The organism is Ruegeria sp. P10 (assembly GCF_056534925.1).
On the sequence record NZ_JBQERJ010000004.1, the window covers coordinates 325558 to 344211 of the forward strand.

15 protein-coding genes are annotated in these 18654 nt (G+C 57.8%); 4 read left to right on the forward strand and 11 right to left on the reverse strand.

Annotation, left to right across the window (positions count from 1 at the left end; translation table 11 throughout):
* The first annotated feature begins 1 nt into the window (after nt 1).
* Nucleotides 2–1405: a TRAP transporter large permease gene (locus tag ACR0FB_RS09495; RefSeq protein ID WP_171723428.1), complete on the forward strand. Its 1404-nt coding sequence runs from the start codon at nt 2–4 to the stop codon at nt 1403–1405.
* Between the two features lie 137 nt (nt 1406–1542).
* Here ACR0FB_RS09495 and ACR0FB_RS09500 read toward each other — a convergent pair whose 3' ends face one another.
* The 3 genes from ACR0FB_RS09500 to rocF are packed head-to-tail and all read right to left on the reverse strand — an operon-like array spanning nt 1543 to nt 4433.
* On the reverse strand, nt 1543–2583 hold the full coding sequence (locus ACR0FB_RS09500; RefSeq protein WP_209833341.1) for an ornithine cyclodeaminase: 1041 nt from the start codon (nt 2581–2583) through the stop codon (nt 1543–1545).
* A gap of 9 nt (nt 2584–2592) precedes the next feature.
* Entirely contained in the window at nt 2593–3513 is a 921-nt protein-coding gene (gene ctlX / locus ACR0FB_RS09505) for a citrulline utilization hydrolase CtlX (protein ID WP_209833339.1), read from the reverse strand.
* A complete protein-coding gene (gene rocF, locus ACR0FB_RS09510) occupies nt 3513–4433 on the reverse strand; it encodes an arginase (RefSeq protein WP_171633014.1) in 921 nt (306 codons plus the stop codon). Before rocF ends, ctlX begins: the two co-directional genes overlap by 1 nt.
* Before the next feature lie 86 nt (nt 4434–4519).
* Between rocF and ACR0FB_RS09515 the strand changes: the two genes are divergently transcribed.
* Nucleotides 4520–4948 carry an Lrp/AsnC family transcriptional regulator gene (locus tag ACR0FB_RS09515; protein WP_171633011.1) on the forward strand — a complete coding sequence of 143 codons (429 nt, stop codon included), beginning with the start codon at nt 4520–4522 and terminating at the stop codon, nt 4946–4948.
* Between the two features lie 117 nt (nt 4949–5065).
* Nucleotides 5066–7675 (forward strand): bifunctional lysylphosphatidylglycerol flippase/synthetase MprF, encoded by a 2610-nt coding sequence (gene mprF / locus ACR0FB_RS09520; protein ID WP_480619193.1) that lies wholly within the window; start codon nt 5066–5068, stop codon nt 7673–7675.
* A 3-nt stretch (nt 7676–7678) separates the two neighbouring features.
* Here the strand turns inward: mprF and ACR0FB_RS09525 are convergent, their stop codons facing one another.
* The 6 genes from ACR0FB_RS09525 to ACR0FB_RS09550 form a co-directional block, all read right to left on the reverse strand.
* Nucleotides 7679–9229: an efflux transporter outer membrane subunit gene (locus ACR0FB_RS09525; RefSeq protein WP_253283240.1), complete on the reverse strand. Its 1551-nt coding sequence runs from the start codon at nt 9227–9229 to the stop codon at nt 7679–7681.
* 11 nt (nt 9230–9240) lie between these two features.
* Nucleotides 9241–10386 (reverse strand): HlyD family secretion protein, encoded by a 1146-nt coding sequence (locus ACR0FB_RS09530; RefSeq protein WP_171633005.1) that lies wholly within the window; start codon nt 10384–10386, stop codon nt 9241–9243.
* A gap of 21 nt (nt 10387–10407) precedes the next feature.
* Nucleotides 10408–10770: a DUF3302 domain-containing protein gene (locus ACR0FB_RS09535; RefSeq protein WP_152457735.1), complete on the reverse strand. Its 363-nt coding sequence runs from the start codon at nt 10768–10770 to the stop codon at nt 10408–10410.
* A gap of 35 nt (nt 10771–10805) precedes the next feature.
* Entirely contained in the window at nt 10806–11375 is a 570-nt protein-coding gene (locus tag ACR0FB_RS09540) for a disulfide bond formation protein B (RefSeq protein WP_152457736.1), read from the reverse strand.
* Nucleotides 11376–11385: 10 nt separating this feature from the next.
* The gene (locus tag ACR0FB_RS09545) at nt 11386–11541 is read right to left on the reverse strand and encodes a DUF5993 family protein (protein WP_171116330.1); all 156 of its coding nucleotides are present in this window, start codon (nt 11539–11541) and stop codon (nt 11386–11388) included.
* Nucleotides 11542–11650: 109 nt separating this feature from the next.
* On the reverse strand, nt 11651–12412 hold the full coding sequence (locus ACR0FB_RS09550) for a DeoR/GlpR family DNA-binding transcription regulator (protein WP_480619196.1): 762 nt from the start codon (nt 12410–12412) through the stop codon (nt 11651–11653).
* 180 nt (nt 12413–12592) lie between these two features.
* Between ACR0FB_RS09550 and glpD the strand changes: the two genes are divergently transcribed.
* Nucleotides 12593–14176 carry a glycerol-3-phosphate dehydrogenase gene (gene glpD, locus ACR0FB_RS09555; protein ID WP_480619987.1) on the forward strand — a complete coding sequence of 528 codons (1584 nt, stop codon included), beginning with the start codon at nt 12593–12595 and terminating at the stop codon, nt 14174–14176.
* Nucleotides 14177–14247: 71 nt separating this feature from the next.
* On the opposite strand, the gene ACR0FB_RS09560 is transcribed toward glpD, so the two are convergent.
* The gene (locus ACR0FB_RS09560; RefSeq protein WP_171632997.1) at nt 14248–17385 is read right to left on the reverse strand and encodes an efflux RND transporter permease subunit; all 3138 of its coding nucleotides are present in this window, start codon (nt 17383–17385) and stop codon (nt 14248–14250) included.
* 3 nt (nt 17386–17388) lie between these two features.
* On the reverse strand, nt 17389–18489 hold the full coding sequence (locus ACR0FB_RS09565; protein ID WP_171639648.1) for an efflux RND transporter periplasmic adaptor subunit: 1101 nt from the start codon (nt 18487–18489) through the stop codon (nt 17389–17391).
* Between the last annotated feature and the right edge of the window lie 165 nt (nt 18490–18654).

Below are 18654 nucleotides of genomic sequence, written 5' to 3' on the forward strand. Positions count from 1 at the left end.
CATGGACACGATTGAGATTGGCCTTTGGGTCACTGGCGGCCTTCTGGTCCTTGTCGTGGCGGGCATGCGGGTTGCCTTCGCAGCGGGTTTGGCAGGGCTTGTCGGACTGGTTTGGATTTTCTGGGCCAAGTTCGGTTACGATCCGGAACGGTTTGGCAAGGCGCTGACAGTGGCAGTCAAGACCGCGGGGCAGGTGCCACATTCCAAGGTCGCGTCCCACACTCTCAGCCTGATTCCGACCTTTATCCTGATCGGGTATCTGGCTTATTACGCGGGGCTTACCCGTGCTTTGTTCGAGGCCGCAAAACGTTGGGTCGCATGGGTGCCCGGAGGGTTGGCGGTTTCGACCGTTTTCGCCACAGCCGGCTTCGCTGCGGTGTCCGGTGCTTCGGTTGCGACTTCGGCCGTCTTCGCCCGTATCGCGATTCCGGAAATGCTGAAGGTGGGCTATAACAAACGCTTTGCAGCAGGTGTGGTTGCCGCGGGCGGGACGCTGGCCTCCCTGATCCCGCCTTCGGCCATTTTGGTGATCTACGCGATCATCGTCGAGCAGGATGTCGGGAAGCTGCTGTTGGCGGGGTTCATTCCGGGTGCGTTTTCCGCAATTGTATACGGCCTTCTGATCGTCGGGATTGCAGTGATATTCAAATCCGTTGGTCCGCCTGTCACGGGGTTTTCCTGGAAACAGCGCTTTGCCGCTCTTCCCGGTGCTATTCCGATTGTCGCCGTCATCCTGATCATCATTTGCTTTGTCTACAATCCGTTTGGAGAAAAAGCATGGGGCACTCCGACGGAAGGCGGTGCCATTGGCGCCTTCATCGTATTCTGTTTCGCCTTGTTCCACGGAATGCGCTGGGCCGAGCTCAAATCCGCGCTTTTGGAAACCGCCAAACTGACGGCGATGATCTTTTCGATCATCTGGGGCGTTCTGATCTATGTGCGCTTTCTTGGGTTCGCCGACCTGCCGGGTGCCTTCTCGGATTGGATCACGGGGCTCGAGATGTCGCCCATGATGATCCTGATCTGCATTCTGCTGGCATATGCGGTGTTGGGCATGTTCATGGACGCGATCGGCATGCTGCTTTTGACTTTGCCCGTCGTCTATCCGGCGGTGATGGCCCTGAATGGTGGTGAAACCGTCAGTGCCGCCGACAGCGCGTTTGGAATGTCCGGCCCGATGTGCGCGATCTGGTTTGGCATTCTGGTCGTCAAAATGGCCGAGTTTTGCCTGATTACACCGCCCATCGGGCTGAACTGCTTTGTCGTTGCCGGTGTGCGCCCGGACCTGAGTGTTCAAGATGTGTTCAAAGGCGTCACGCCCTTTTTCATCGCGGACGCCCTGACCATCGCAATGCTTGTGGCATTCCCGGGTATTGTCCTCTACCTGCCATCGCTTGCGGGATAGCTCGGAAGCGAGGCTCTGCCTCGCGCTCCGGGGTATTTGTGGCCAGATGAAGTTCGGATCCCCTGCTTCATCTGGCTGAAAATATCCCGGGGGAGGCGCGCGTAGCGCGGCGGGGGCAGAGCCCCCAAGATCGCGTGTTATCCAGCTCGCATCAACATTCCGAACAGATCGCGCGGATCGTCCGGGTCGGCCAACATGTCCAGAGGTTCAAAGAAGGTTGTGCCTTCAATCGCCTGTTTCACATAGCGCAGGGCCGAGAAATCCTCGATGGCAAAGCCGACACTGTCGAACAAAGTGATCTGCCGCTCATCGATGCGCCCCTTGGCGGCGCCGGTGATGACCTGCCACATCTCGGTCACAGGGTGATCCGCGTCCAGCGCCTGAATTTCGCCTTCGATCCGGGTTTGTTCAGGGTACTCGACGAAGATGTCCGAACGTAACAGGATGTCGCGATGCAGCTCGGTCTTGCCGGGGCAATCGCCTCCGATGGCGTTGATGTGCACGCCGGGCCCGACCATGTTGTCGGTCAGAATCGTTGCGTATTTCTTGTCTGCCGTGCAGGTGGTGATGATCTGGGCACCTTCAATGGCGTCTTCCGGCGTCTTGCAAAGGATGACTGTCAGGCCCTTGCCCTGCAAGTTCGCAGCGCATTTCGACGTGGCATTCGGGTCGATGTCATAAAGCCGAACGGTGTCGATTCCGCACATTGCCTTGAAGGCAAGGCATTGGAATTCGGACTGTGCGCCATTGCCGATCATGGCCATTGTCCTGGCATTTTTCGGGGCCAGATAGCGCCCGACCAATGCCGAAGTTGCAGCCGTGCGCAGCGCGGTCAGCATTGTCATTTCGGTCAACAGCGTCGGATATCCTGTATAGACATCTGCCAACAGACCGAATGCAGTTACTGTTTGCAGCCCCTCGGAGGTGTTCTTGGGATGGCCGTTTACGTATTTGAACCCGTACGCCTCACCATCCGAAGTTGGCATCAACTCAATTACGCCATGAGGAGAATGTGCCGGAATACGAGGTGTCTTGTCGAAGCTTTCCCATCGTTTGAAATCGGCCTCGATCTGAGCGGCAATCTGCGTGATCATCTGTTCGACGCCAATGTGGTGTACCAGTCGCATCATGTTGTCGACGGAAACGAATGGTACCAGGGCCTTGTCTGAAGGTTGCATGGTGCTCTCCTATCGGCGGGCAAGGTGAACGCCTGCAATCAAGCAGCGCACGGACCCACCGGCGGTTTCAATTGTAGGAACGGACAGCGGCAACGGTGTTGCACTGTCCTGGATTGCTGCGATTTGGTCTGGTGTGAGGGCGGCAAGTGCCCTGCTGGACAGGGCAAGAACCAACCCATCCCGTCCGGTCAGTTCAATGGCGTTACCTGCGAACTCGGCAATTTGGTCGTGCGTCAGGTCAATGACCGTTCGACCGGATTCTTCCAGCCGATTGCGAACGGTCATGCGGCGGGCCGGGTCCGAAATCATGTCGAGGCAAATCAGGGCGTAATGCGTTCCGATACCCATCAAAACGTTGGTGTGATAAACGTCTCGGCCCTTGGCATCGCGGGCTTCGAAGGCGATTGGTTCATAGTTGAAATGTGTGCAGAACCGTTCCAACAGGACCGGATCGGCGCGATTGGACGTCACCGTGTAAGCGATACGGGCCACATGATCCAACACCATCGCGCCGGTCCCTTCCAGGGCCAGGTTGTCTTGTTCCAGCCCGGAATAGTCGATGACATCCTGCACACGGTATTCCTCTTTGAGCAGTTCGATTACATCGGTCCGGCGTTCGCGTCTGCGCGATGGCACGAACATCGGGTAGATCGCCACATGGCCGCCGGGATGCGTCGAGAACCAGTTGTTTGGAAAAACGCTGTCAGGTGTGTTGAGGTCCCCGAAATCGTCAAACACATGAACAGTGACACCGGCGTCGCGCAATTGCTGTACCGCCCGATCATGTTCATCCCTGGCCGCTTCCGACGTGGCCTGGGCGGATGCGGTGCTCAGCGTTTGAAAGGCATTGTCATCGCGTGTTTCTGGGTTGGACGCAAAAGCGTGCGGCCGGATCATGATAGCGGCAGATGGCGCTTGCAGAGACAGCATCAAAAACTCCGGGTGGGACGGTCGAAGATACGGCGACCCATCAACGAGGCGGCCAGATCGACCATCAGTTTTGCGGTTCGGCCCCTCTCATCCAGAAACGGGTTCAGTTCGACCAGGTCCAGCGAGCAGACAAGCCCGCTTTCATGCAGCAGTTCCATTACCAGGTGGGCTTCGCGCTCGGTTGCACCGCCGGGCACGGTCGTGCCGACTGCGGGCGCCACTGCCGGGTCGAGGAAATCGACATCCAAAGATACATGTAGCAGAGCGTTTTCTGCCTTCACGCGATCAAGAAAGGCCAAAAGGGGGGCTTTGATTCCATTTTCATCGATGCTGCGCATATCCGCCAGCATGGCACGGTCTTGCTCCAGCGCTGCCCGTTCAGCCGGGTCGACAGAGCGCAATCCGATCATGCCGACGCGATCCGTTGGGATGACGGCCGGCAAAGGGGGGAAATCCTCGAATCCGGGTCTGCCGGTGAAATACGCCACCGGCGTTCCGTGCAGGTTGCCGCTGCCGGTACTGTCCGGAGTGTGAAAGTCGCTGTGGGCGTCAAGCCATAGCACAAAAAGAGGGCGGTCGATCCGAGCAGCATGGGCGGCCATCCCGGCCACCGTACCCATGGACAGGGCGTGATCACCCCCCATGAAAATCGGAATGCCCTGACCCGCCGCGTCTTGCGCAGCTTTGCTAAGAGCGTGCGTCCACCCCACGCATTCGGGCAGGGCGAACAGGTGCGGGTGTCGGGGAATGTCGACGTTTTCGGCCTGCACGTCGCCCCAATCTTGGACGGTGTGACCAAGATCAGACAGCGCCTCATCCAACCCTGCCACGCGATACGCATCAGGTCCCATCCGGCATCCCTGACGACGTTTCCCGGCGTCCATTGGGGCGCCGACCAGTATGATATCCTTGATTTCCATGTGTTCATTTAGGCCGTCGGACTGTCTTGCGTGAAGTCGGCAAAATGCTCAAAATGGTCTCGGAAGTTCCTTTATGAGAAGATGTTATGGACGAATTGGACAATCGGCTGCTCAATGCGTTGCAACGGGATGCACGGGCAAGCCTGTCAGAGCTGTCGGAAACACTGGGCGTGACACGCACCACGGTCCGCAGCAGGTTGCAGCGGCTGAAACAGTCCGGTGAAATCGTCGGCTTCACCGTCCTGACGCGTCGCGACCTGGCGCAAAGCCCGGTGCGCGGGTTGATGATGCTCGAGATTGAGGGGCGCGGGACGGAACGCGTCATGGCCCGGATCGGTGCCATGCGTCAGGTGACGGCAGTTCATTCGACAAATGGCAGTTGGGATCTGATCGCCGAGATCAGCGCGGAAACCCTGGCCGAACTGGATGAGGTTCTGTTTCAGATCCGAAGGATCGACGGCGTGACGCGTTCGGAAACGAACCTTTTGCTGTCAACACGCAAGGGGCGGCTCTAGCGCTTTGAGATAAAACCAAAATGTGCCAGAGTCCGTTGGCAGATGATGTCTGAATCGTCGACGGGCGGGTGAGCTGCGCGTGGTATCTGCGATCAGAAACTGGCGGGGACGTGCAGCATGACTAATGCGGAAAGTGACGGTGAACCTCTGGCCGTACACTGGGCCGAAAAGCTTACGGCCATGTTGGAAAAACCGTGGCTGCGGATTGCAATACCGGTTCTCGTGACCGGGATCGCGCTGACGGTTCTGCATGATTTGTCGGCGCATGTGAAATGGTCAGATGTCCAGACCGATATCGCAACGACGTCGTGGAAACTGATGTTTTTCGCATTGTGCTGGACCGCGTTCAGTTTCCTGTCGCTGTCGCTCTATGATGTGTTTGCCGTGCAAAGCGTGGCGGGCGGCAAAGTGCCATTGCCTGTTGCCGGAATGGCAGGGGCCAGCGGCTATGCCGTGTCGAACTGTCTGGGTTTTTCCTACATTACCGGAACGGCGATCCGGTATCGGATATATGCGTCGCTGGGCTTGGATCTGGGGCGGGTGGCCGGGGTTATCGCGACATCCTGGGTCGCGTTCTGGATGGGGCTTGTTCTGGTTCTGGGTGTGTTGCTGACCGTGCATCCGGATGGGATCTCGAAAGTGATGCCTGTCAGCGAAACGGTGGAAACCGCCATCGGGCTGTGCCTTTTGGGGGCATTGGTCGCGATGTTCATATGGTTGTCCAGCGGCGGCAGGCGGTTGGCCGTCGCAGGTATCGGGTTTGACTTGCCGGGTGGCAAACTGGCCAGCCTTCTGACACTGGCCGCCATCGGAGATCTGGTTGGCGCGTCCATGGCGCTCTATGTCCTGATGCCGGACGATCTGGGCGTTGGCTATCCCTATTTCTTCACGATCTACATCGCCGCCATTGCCGTTGGAATCCTCAGCCACGCGCCGGGCGGGCTTGGGGTATTCGAAGCCACGCTGATCGCGGGGCTTGGAGCGTCGGGACGTTCGGATGTGATCGCAGCCTTGTTGCTGTATCGCGTCGTTTACACCTTCTTGCCGTTCGGTATCGCCAGCGTGTCCATTGCGATCGCGTCCGCACTGACGCAAAGGCACAGGATCGGCGGCGCCGCAACATGGGTCTATCGGGTTATCCGCCCCATTGTTCCGATGGTGGCAGCCGGGGTTGCGGCCGTGGCAGGGGTGGTCCTGCTGATATCCGGCGCATTGCCAGCGGGCACGCAGAACCTTGGCGTTCTGAGAGAGGTCTTGCCGCTGTCGTTTGTCGAGGCATCGCACCTTGCCGGCAGTGCTGTCGGCGTGCTGCTTTTGCTGGTGTCCCGCGGTTTGTTTCGAAAGCTCTACCGCGCATGGGTGGTGGCCATGCTGTTGATGGTGGCCGGGTTCTTTGCCTCGCTGGCAAAGGGGCTGGACACTCACGAAGCGCTGTCGATGCTGGGCACGATTGGCCTTCTGGCGATGTTCCGCGGGGCGTTTTACCGGGTCAGTGGCGCGTCGATCTTCAGGCTGAATATTCCTTGGTTGGTCAGTGTCGTGGCGCTGCTGGCGGTGATATTCTGGATCGGATTGTTCGCCTATTCCCATGTCGAGTACCAGAACGCCCTGTGGTGGGAATTTGCCTGGAACGGTGACGCTTCGCGCTTTTTGCGCTCCAGCCTCATCGTGGCGGTGATCGTGGGCGTCGTGGCCGTGAACTCTCTGTTCGGGCGAGATATTCCGACGCCTGTGCGCACGGAAATCCCCGAGGTCGTTGAACGGCTTGTGATGGAGTGCGAGGACACCGAATCCCAAATCTCGCTTACCGGTGACAAGCAGTTCCTCATCTCACCGGATGAGACCGCATTTATTGCCTATGCAGACACGGGCAACGCTCTGATCTCGAAGGGAGAGCCGGTTGGCGATGAAACGGCGGGGCGGCAATTGATCTGGCAACTCAGGGAATTGGCGGACCGAGAAGGAAAACTGTGTGCCTTCTACAGTGTTTCAACCAAGTACCTGCCGACATTTCTGGATCTGGGCCTGTCGATCCTGAAGATCGGCGAGGTCGCGCGGGTGCCACTCAGGGATTTCTCGCTGGACGGAAAGTCGCGCAAGCGGTTCAGACAGGCCAGAAACCGGGCCGAGAGGGAGGGCTATGTATTCGAGATCATCCCGAAAGAGAACCTGGCCCCGGTATTGCCGGAACTGCGCGCGATTTCAGACCATTGGCTGGCGCAAAAGGCGGGTGCCGAAAAGGGCTTTGCGTTGGGGGGCTTTGACGATCAGTACCTGTCATATTTCGATCATGCGGTTCTGCGTGACGGTAAGACCGGCAAGATCATGGCCTTCGCCAACCTGTTTCAGGGCGGCAACAAATCCGAGCTGTCACTGGATTTGATGCGCTATGAGCCTGACAGCCCGAGCTTTGTCATGGATGCGCTTTTTGCCGAGATGATGAACTGGGGATCGCAACAGGGGTTCCACTGGTTCTCATTGGGTGCGGCGCCGTTCTCAGGCATCGAAAACCGTCAGCTTGCATCACTTTGGAACCGCATCGGCGGCTTTGTCTATGAGCATGGCGAGCAATTCTATCATTTCGAAGGTTTGCGCGCCTTCAAACAGAAATTCGATCCGGAATGGAGCCCCAACTATCTGGCCAGCCCCGGCGGGCTGGCCGCCCCCCGCATCCTTTACGAGGTCAATATATTGATCTCGGGTGGTCTGCGCGGGTTGACCAATTAGCGCCTAGTTCAGGCTGGCCCGGGTTGGGGTTTTTTCAAGCAGATCGCCCCAATCGGTTCGATAGGCCATTTCCGCCAGCACGGTTTCAGGCAGGAATTCCTGGTTTTGCCGGATCTGCCATCCGCCGCCCAGACCCTTGTAAACGGCAACCAGATTGCTGGACACCTGCTGCCGCGCTTCGATCAGGTTTGCCTGCGACCGCAAAAGCGCGGTCTGCGTGTTCAGAATGCGAGAATAGCTGGCGATTCCATCCCTGTACTGGCTTACGGCGATATCTGCGGCCTTGCGCGAAGCGTCGACGCTTTTCTGATAGAACCCAACCTGTTTGCGTGCTTGCGCATAGGCGACCATCGCGCTTTCCACCTCGGAATACGCGGTCAGAACGGTGTTCTGATAATTGGCAATCAGCGCTTGATATGCCGCATCCTGCGCACGGACATTGTTTTTGATGCGGCCATAGTTGAGCACGTTCCAGACCACGCCGGCACTGGCCAGACCGGTGGTGCTGTTGCCGCTGAACAGATCGCGCCCGCCCGAAGCCTGTAAACCGATCGCGCCTGACAGCACGAACTGAGGATACAGGTCAGCCATTGCGATACCCACCTGCGCGGATTGAGTCGCAGCGGCCAGTTCCGCCGCGCGGACATCCGGGCGGCGGCGCAGCAATTCTGCTGGCACCCCAACGGCCACATTTGTTCGCGCTGACGGGATACGGCCGGAATTCCCCAGCAGGTTGGTCATCCGGGACGGCGTGGCCCCTAGCAGCACGGCCAGCGCATTCTTGGTCTGTTGCAGGTCGCTTTCCAACTCGGGCACCAAGGCTTTGGTATTGTTAAGCAGGGCAGTGGATTCCTGAACGTCCAGTTCGGTCGTGACCCCGTTGTTGAACCGCAGCTGGGTCAGGTCCGCCGATTCCTGCTGCAATTTGATGTTTTCCCGGGCGACCGCCAACGATTCCTGCAGCGCGCGGATATTGACGTAGAGCGCGGCCACGTCGCCGGTCAGTGTCACCAATGCGTCATCATAGTTTGCGACCTGCAAAGCCAGATTCGACCGCGCCGCCTGCACACCGCGCCGTTGTGCGCCCCAGACATCCAGCTCCCACTGGGCGTCGAACCCAACCTGAGACGTCGAGAATTCGGTATCCAGGGGGATGATCCGGTTGATATCGGCAACAGGCCCAAGGTTGTCGCTGATTTGCCGCCGCTGCAAAGACGCGCCTATGGCCTGGGATTGCGGGTACAATTCGCCGAAAGCGATCCCCAGCTGTGCCCGCGCTTGCAGCACCCGCGCGCCCGCGACCTGAAGCGTCAGGTTCTGAGCATAAGCTTCGGCAATCAGCCGGTTGAGGGTCGGGTCATTGAATGTCTCCCACCATTTGACCACAGGTGCGCTGCGCGATGTCAGGCCGCTTTGACCGACGCTGGGGCTGTTTACCTCGATCCACTGCTTGACGACCGGAGAGTTCGGGCGCACGAAATCGGGCCCCACGGGCGTGCAGGCCGCGAAAGTGGCGGCGCAAAGTGCAGTTCCCATCAACCGGCTAAGTGTCATGGCGCGCATCCTTAGATATCCAGCGGTCGAATGAAGTTGGCGAAGGAATAGAGACGGATGTTGATGCGTCTCAGGAACTCAAAGCTTTTGCCCATGCCGGTGTAGATCGCCACTGCGGCGTGGCCGCCAGCCGGGAAAGTGTGCCCTTCCGGGATATCGACGGTGATCTGCACGGCAATTCGACCGGGCAGTTTCGGCAGTTCAAAGCCGGGTAGGCGGCCTGAAGGGATCAGTTGCCCTTGGCGTGTGGCCCACCAGATCGCCTCGACCTTGCCCGTCAGGATTTCGCCCGGGTAAAGATCCAGCGCCACTTCGACCTCTTGCCCCGGTTCCACGAATTTCAGATTCTGCTGGCGAAAGGTCGCAAGAAGATAGGGGCTGTCCTCGGTCACGAAACTGGCTATCGCGCCCAGTCGAACATCGCCGACGACCAGCCCGGGGCGGGCTTGCTGCGATACGATCATGCCGTTTTCAGGCGCGTAGATCGTTGTGTTTTCAAGAAAATACTCAGCCTCGGCCAACTGCGCCCTTGCCTGGAGAATACCCGTGTTAACACCGTCAATCTGGGACTCCACAGCCAGTTGCGCCTTTTCCAGATTTGCTTCGGCCTGTTTGACGGCAGCAAGGTCTTCGGTCACCTGCTCGTTCCAGCGGTCCAGTTCGTCTTGCCGCGCTCCACCGGCGGGCACAAGAGTTTCATACCGGGCTTGCTGAGTCTGCGCATAGGCCAGCTGCGCGTTTGCGCGTTCAACAGCTTCGGTCGACGCGATCACATCCTGTTCCAGAATCTTGGAATTCTGTTCAGCGGCGACCAATTGCGCCTGCGCATTGTCCACCGCCAGTGAAAACACCGTGTCATCAAAGCGGTAGAGTGGATCGCCCTTGGTGACAGGTGTGTTCGGTTCCACAAGAACTTCGGTCAGGATCGTCGGTTGTGTCAGTTTGGGAATGATCTGTATGGTCGAACGCACCACGTGGCTGTCGGCCGAGAAGGGTTGAAAGAACCGCAATGCGACCAGAAAAATCAGCAACAGGTGCGCGCCAACCCAAAAGGATACGATGCCCCAGGCGATGTTGAATTTCAGCAGTTCCAGCTTGAAGAAAATAAGCCAGACGAAAATGATGTAAAATAACGTGATGCCAAGGGCGACGAACATGTTTTGTGACTTCCTCTGGCCTTAGCTTTGCTGCGGATCGTCTGTGTCCAGTCGACCTTGATATTCAGGTCGGACATCGCCACCCAGACGTTTGATTTCATCACGAATGGCGTCTTTTTCCTCGTCAGGGCCACGGCGAATGTCGACCGTAACGCCATCATGGAACGCCCACATAAAGGCATGGACCCAGGGCACCACGGCCAGAAATCCCATCCAGCCCATGATCTTTACGGCCTCGGCATGGGGATGGTTGCGCTTGATGGCGATCCGACCCGGAAGACCCATGAGAAAAAGAAACAACGCCATCACAGCCGCCAGAAGCAGGATCAATGCCACGAAAGTCAGATAGTCATAATAGCCAAGCGGCTGTCCCAGTAGTCCCATGCTCGCTCCTCCTTTTCGGGAAGGTTACGGTATCTTCAGTTGCCGGCGTCCAATTCGTCAATCAACTTGTAGCTTGTCGGCGGGTCAGCGCAGATACCCGGCCCGCATTCCAGCAAGGTCGAACCCGCGTTCAGCACCGCCAAAGCCAGCATGACGAAAAACGCGATCTTTGCCAGAGCATTTCCTCCGAACCTTGGTTCCTGACCAGAAGGGTCGGCGTATTGGCGATCAAATAACAGCATGATCGACGTGCCCAGCAACACAAGGAAAAAGGCGATCCCGGCCCAGGTATAGTAGTGCAGACCCAAAACCGGAGAGCCGTAGTGCCCGGTGCCGGGTACGATATGCAGAAGAATCTGGCGGATCGATACAGTGCCTCCATACAAGGCCGCAATCAGCACGATGGCATAGTGTTGCGGCCGTGGACCGTAGAGCAGGTTCAAACCAAGCCCCACACCGACGGCAACGAACCCAACACGTTGCAGCAGGCAAAGCGGGCAGGGCAGTTCATAGAGGACAAGCTGATAGAAAAACGCCAACGCCAGTACAAGGCAGACGGCAAGCATACCGATCGCGTTGAGGGTGCGGGACAGTTCAGGTGTCATGGCAAGCCCCTCAGAGTTGAATTGTAAGCGGTGTGGTGGCGTGGAATTTCAACCAGTAGATACACATGGCCAATGTGACGAAAAACAAGGCGTTGCCAGCTTTGGTCAACTTGAAATAGTTCAGCCCCATCGTGGCGATAAACAACGAAAATAAAAGCGCAATCATGGCCCGGTCCTCCCCTCCCGTGCACAAATTCTTGTATGAAGGATAGTGTCAGGCCAAGTTCGATCTGGCAAGCCGCGCAACTCGCCCGGACGTTGTTATTTGCCCGCCTCTAGTCGCAGATGACGACATCAGTCTGCCACTCGCGACAATGCTCTGGCAGCTTGCCGGGCAGGGGCAGGTCGCTATACACCGTGTCAAGTTCGGCAATTGATCCTATCCGCGCCGGGGCCGAGCGTTGAAACTTTGAATGATCGGCAACCAGAAAAGTTCGGCGCGCCTTGTCGATGATGGCCTGGCTGACCTGAACCTCCTGAAAGTCGAAGTCCAAAAGATCGCCATCCGCGTCCAGCGCCGAACATCCTATGACGGCGATGTCGAATTTGAACTGCCGGATGGCTGATACGGTCAGGTTGCCGATCAGCCCCCCGTCTGTCCGACGCAAAACGCCGCCGGCCATGATGATTTCGCAGTCCGGGTTTTCGACAAGAATGTTTGCAACGTTCATGTTGTTGGTCACCACCAGCAGGTTCTTGTGGTTCAGCAACTGCCTTGCCACGGCCTCGGTCGAGGTTCCGATGTTCATGAAAATTGATGCGCCATCCGGGATATCAGCCGCGCAGGTTTGAGCGATGCGGGTCTTGGCGTCCGCGTTCAGCGCGCGGCGGTCCTCGTATCCAATATTTGAAACACCCGAGCGGAGAACAGCGCCCCCGTGAACCCGGTCCAGCTTGCCCGCATCTGCAAGCTCGGTCAGGTCGCGCCGGATCGTCTGAACGGTGACGCCAAAGCGTTCAGCCAGCCCCTCGACGGTAACGCGCCCATCGGTGCTGGCGATTTCCAGAATGTCGGATTGGCGAAAGGACAAGGACATGGGCAGTTCCGGTGTAGAGGATTGATTTTCGTTTTTGTTCTTTTTGTCGATTTTGGCAAGCCAACTTGCTGGAAATTCATACCAGTGTTGCAAAAAGAAAAAAAACGAACATAAACATTGACGAAGCGAAGGTCATTCTGGCTAATGCCCGCAACCGTGTCAGGCAGGGAATCAATGGATATGCAGTCAACGGACAACCTGATCACAGACCTTTTCATCATCGGCGGCGGGATCAATGGCTGTGGAATAGCGCGGGACGCCGCCGGGCGGGGTCTTTCGGTGACGCTGGTCGAGATGAACGATCTCGCTTCTGCCACGTCCTCTGCCTCGACCAAGTTGTTTCACGGCGGATTGCGGTATCTTGAGTATTTTGAATTTCGCCTTGTGCGTGAGGCCCTGATCGAGCGTGAAACCCTGCTGCGCGCGATGCCGCATATCAGCTGGCCCATGCGTTTTGTGCTGCCCTACCACAAGGATATGCGGTTTGATTCCGAAACGCCGACCTCGCGGTTGCTCAGCACGGTCATGCCGTGGATGCGCGGGCGGCGTCCGGCCTGGCTGATCCGGTTGGGCCTGTTCATGTATGACAATCTGGGCGGGCGCAAAATCCTGCCGGGCACGACGTCATTGAACCTGCGGTCAGCGCCCGAGGGGGCCCCGTTGCAGGACAAGTTCGAAACGGCTTATGAATATTCCGACTGCTGGATCGAAGACTCGCGATTGGTGGTCCTGAATGCGCGTGACGCCGAGTCGCGCGGCGCGCAGATCATGGTCCGAACCGAAGTGACCTCGGCCGAGCGGGTCGGCGATCTTTGGGAAGTGTCCGTTCGGGATCGGATCAGCGGTGAGACCCGTTTGGTCCGGGCCAAGATGCTGATCAATGCAGGTGGGCCCTGGGTGGGCGACATTATTCAATCCAAGATCCGCGTGAACTCTCGCGAGGGCGTGCGGCTTGTGCGGGGCAGTCATATCGTGACGCCCAGGCTTTACGATCACGACAAATGCTATTTTTTCCAGGGCGAAGATGGCCGCATCATTTTCGCCATACCATACGAGCAGGACTTTACCTTGATTGGGACAACGGATCAGGATCATCCGGACCCGTCGACCAAACCAGTCTGCACAGAGGCCGAGCAGGATTACCTGTGCGCCTTTGCATCAAAGTACTTCAAAAGAAGCATAACGCGCGACGATGTCGTGTGGACCTATTCCGGCGTGCGGCCTCTTTATGATGACGGAGCAAGCAGTGCCACTGCGGCAACGCGGGATTACACGTTGAAAGTCGATGCGCAGGGCGGGGCGCCCGTTTTGAATGTATTCGGCGGCAAGATCACGACCTATCGCAGGCTTGCAGAAAGCGCGCTTGAGAAGGTCGGTGAGTATTTCCCGCACCTGCCCGGCCCCTGGACCGCAGGTGTCGCACTGCCGGGGGGTGATTTTCCGGTGGATGCTGTCGAAACCCTGAAAAGCGATCTTATGGCGGCCTATCCTTTTTTGACCGAAAGCTGGGCTGCCCGCCTGATCAGAGCTTACGGGACTGAAGCAAGGGATGTTTTGGATGATGCAAAACAGGTATCCGATCTGGGAGAGGAGTTTGGCGCAACCCTGACAGCGAAAGAGGTCGCGTGGCTGATGAACAAGGAATATGCCCGCTCAGCCGAAGATGTGGTTTGGCGCCGCAACAAGCTGGGCTTGCGGCTGAGTGCCGAGCAGATTGCGCGGATCGATCAATGGATGTCTGAACGGTCCGAGGATAAGGGATAGCCTGAAAACGCCTGAATCCTAGTAGCGGAATTGCAAAAAAGCCCCATCAGTTCAGATGGGGCTTTCGGTGTTCAGGCGGCTTTTTCCGTAGGGTCGGGGTCGCTCTTGTTGCCCTTCAACCATTCCCGCATGCCTTGCATCAGGGCATAGAGCACGGGCACCACGATCACACCAACCAGCGTTGCGGCCAGCATCCCGCCAAATACCGCGACACCAATCGCTTTCTGGCTGGCGGCACCGGCTCCGTTGGCGGCCAGCAGGGGGACAACGCCAAGTAGGAAGGACAGCGCAGTCATCATCACAGCGCGGAAACGCTGATATGCCGCCTCTGCTGCGGCCTCTTTGATGGACAGCCCCTTGGCGCGTTGCTCCATGGCGAACTCGACGATCAGAATACCGTTTTTCGAGGCCAGCCCGACAAGCATGATCATACCGATCTGCGTATAGAGGTTGATGTCACTTCCCACGATGGCCACCGCCGCCACGGCCCCAAACAAAGCAACGACAACGGAAAGCAGGATTGAAACAGGTAGCGTCCAACTTTCATACTGACCCACCAGGAACAAGTAACCGAACAGGATGGCAAGCCCGAGGATGATGATCACCAGACTTCCCGAGGCCAGCTGCTGCTGCGCTGTCCCTGTCCATTCGAACGCATAGCCCGGGGGCAGGGCGGTCGCGGATTCTTCGGTCATCACGTTGATTGCATCGCCGCTGGACAAGCCGGGTGCAGGGACCGCCGTCACAGTGGCCGACCGGAACAGGTTGTGGCGCTTCAGCAGAACCGGACCCAGCACGTTTTCAACGTCGATCAGTGTCCCTAGCGGCACCATGTCTCCGTTTTGAGAACGGACATAGAGGTTCGCGATATCTTCGACATTGTCCCGATAGGTCCCATCGGCCTGAATCATCACGCGATAGACACGGCCGAACAGGTTGAAGTCATTGACATAGTAAGATCCCAGCTGCGCCTGCATGGTCTGAAATATCTCGGCGACCGAGACATTCAGCGTTTTGGCTTTTTCGCGGTCCAGATCAACGAACAGCTGTGGGACGTTGGCGCGGAAGGTCGTATAGGCCTGCCCAATCTCGGGCCTCTGATTGGCCGAATACACGAACGAACCCACGGCCGAGGCCAGATCCTGCGGAGTGCCACCACCGGTTTGCTGAACTTCCATCTCGACACCGGCGGACATACCAAGGCCCTGGATGGGCGGTGGGTTGAAAGCAAGGACCGAAGCTGCTGATTCACCGTTCGCGATCGCCAGCACTTTGGCCAGAATGGCGTCCGCGCTCAGATCCTCTTCCTGCCGTTCGCTCCAGTTTTCGAGGTTGACGAAAATTGCAGCGCCGTTGGTGATAGTGCCGTTCAGCATCGAAAAGCCGTTGACCAGAACCGTGCTCGCGACGCCCGGGATTTCACTTATCTGTTCGTCAAGACGAGCAGTTACTGCCTCGGTCCGTTCCAACGTTGCGGCATCAGGCAACTGAACATCAACGAACAGATACCCGTTGTCTTCAAGCGGAATAAACCCGGCCGAGGTGTTGGACATGATTGTTCCGGTTCCCATGCCAAGCCCAACCACGATGGCCAGCGCAATGGCCGGAAAAACCAACAGCTTTCGTACAATGGCCACATAGCCGTTGCGCACGGTGCCGATGAAGTTTTCGAACATCGCAAGCACCCCTTTGGGAGGGCCGGACCGGGGACGAAGAACTAAGCCGCACAGGGCGGGCGAAAGGGTCAGAGCGTTGATGGAAGAGATTACGACAGCGGTCGAGATCGTTATGGCAAATTGGGAATACAGCCGCCCCGAGATGCCGGGCATGAACGTGACCGGCACGAACACCGCCAAAAGAACCAGTGTGGTCGCGATGACCGGCCCCGTGATCTGGCCCATGGCTTTACGGGTGGCTTCAGCAGGGGGCAACCCTTCATCGGCAATGATGCGCTCCACGTTTTCGACGACGACGATGGCGTCATCCACCACGATACCGATGGCCAGCACCAAGGCGAACAGCGAGATGGTGTTCAGCGACATCCCAAACGCCAGCAGGAAGGCAAAAGTACCGATCAGGGATACCGGGATTGCCACCGCCGGAATGATCGTTGCGCGCCAACTTCCAAGGAACACGAACACAACCGAAATAACCAGAATGAAGGTCAGGATCAGGGTCGAGACCACATCGTTCAAAGACGCCTCGACAAAGTCGGTCGTGTTGAAGGGGACATCATATTCGACATCTGTCGGAAAGGCGCGGGACAGCCGCTCCAATTCCGCCTGCACGCGTTCCGAAACCGCCAAAGCGTTTGCACCGGGGGCCTGATAGATGCCGATAACCGTGGCTGGAACCGCCTGAAAATAGCCGGAAGCCGCATAATATTCCGCGCCAAGCTCTACCCGGGCGATGTCTTTGACGCGGACGATGGCACCGGCGTCACCTGTCCGGATGACAATGTCACCGAATTCCTCTGCGGAGGTCAGACGGCCTTTGGATTTAATCGTGTATTGAAACGTCTGCCCTTCGGGAACGGGTGGCGCACCGATCGAACCGGCGGATACTTCGATATTCTGTTCCCGGATCGCATTGATGACATCCCCCGGTGTGATGGACAGCGCCGCCATCTTGTCCGGGTCCATCCAGATCCGCATGGCGTATTCAAGGTTGGTCAGAACATCGGCCTTGCCGACGCCCTGCACGCGGGCCAGCGCATCGCGCAGATTGATCGAGGCATAGTTCGACAGGAACACACTGTCATAGGTCCCATTTGGTGAGGTCAGAGTGACCAGCATCAGCATGTTGGTCGAAGATTTCTGTGTCACCACGCCGGACGAAGTCACTTCGGCTGGCAGCGACGACATGGCCTGCGCCACCCGGTTTTGAACGTTGACCGATGCGATGTCAGGATCGGTGCCGACCTCAAAGGTCACATCCAGCGAATAGGACCCGTTGTCCGATGATCTGGACGTCATGTAGATCATGTCGTCCACACCGTTGACCTGCGCCTCGATCGGCGCGGCAACGGTATTTTCAACGGTCTCGGCGTTTGCGCCGGTATAGGTGGTCGAGACGTTGACCACGGGCGGGGTGATATCGGGAAACTGCGCGACCGGCAGCACAAGGTATCCGATACCGCCCATGATGGTCAGCACCAGCGAAATGACGAGCGCCAGCTTGGGCCGGCTGATGAACAGGGCTGAGAACATCTGTTACTCTCCCGGTTGTTCAGAGGCGACGACTGCGTCAACAGCGACGCCGGGGCGAACCCGTTGCAGGCCCTCGACAATGACGCTTTCGCCTTCGCGCAGCCCGTCCAGCACGATAATCGCGGTTCCGACCGTGTCACCGGTGGTGATGTAACGCTGTTCAACCATCTGCTTGTCGTTGACCACCAGGACAAACTCACCCCGCTGATCGCGCTGCAAGGCGGCTTGAGGCACCAACACCTGCAAGGTCGGTTCCAGCGCTTCGATCTGCACATTCACAAAAGCGCCATCCAGAATCAGCCGGTCCGCGTTGTCGAACTGGGCGCGAATGGTAATTGCGCCGGTCAATGGGTCGATACGGTTGTCAACGAATACAATTCTGCCGACTTCATCCATCTTGGTGCCGTTGGGCAGGATGACGTGCACATTCGGGCTTTGCGGGCTTTCCGCCAGCGATGCCGAGTTTTCACCATAAGTCTGCAAGACTGAGGTGAAGAGCTTTTCGTTCAACGAGAAATTCACATATATGGGCGTCTCGCTGACGATATTGACCAGAGGAGGATTGTTTGGGCCTACCACATCTCCGACGCTGGTCGTGATCCTGCCGATACGGCCGTCGAATGGCGCATGTATCTGCGTGTAGCTCAGGTCAAGCTCGGCCTGCTGGATTGCAGCATTGGCCGCCTTCACCTCTGCCTCGGCGACCAGTTCGTTGGCGCGGGCAATGTCGCGTTCTGACTCTGGTGTCGCGTCGCGTTTGTAAAGTTCTTCTTTACGCGCCAGATCGACCTTTGCCAGTTCAAGATTTGCTTCGGCCCGGTTCAGATCGGCCTTTCGGGCCTCAAGCGTCGCCTCGTACAGGTCGGGTTCGATGGTGAACAGCAGATCGCCTTCTTTGACGGTCGCCCCATCCTCGACCTCGCGGCTGTTGAGAAATCCGTTCACCCGCGCCACGATATCGACCTTGTTGATTGCCTCGGCGCGTCCGATGAACGTGGCTTCGTCGGTGATTTCCTCGGTATAGGCCGCCGCTATCGAAACCTTTGGCGGTGCCCCTTCTTCCTGCGCGGTCGCCGGATGCGCCAAACCCAAGGACATCAGCATGAATGCGGCGGCCAAATGCCTGCTGGTCTTGTTGGGTGAAAGGAATGCTGGGGACATGGCGAAAGCCTCGATCGATGCAGAAACAAAAGATACCGACCCAGTCGCCACGGCGACGCGAGTCGGAGGAACCTTGTCTCAGGATGACTTTTTTGTGCCGATATCTCA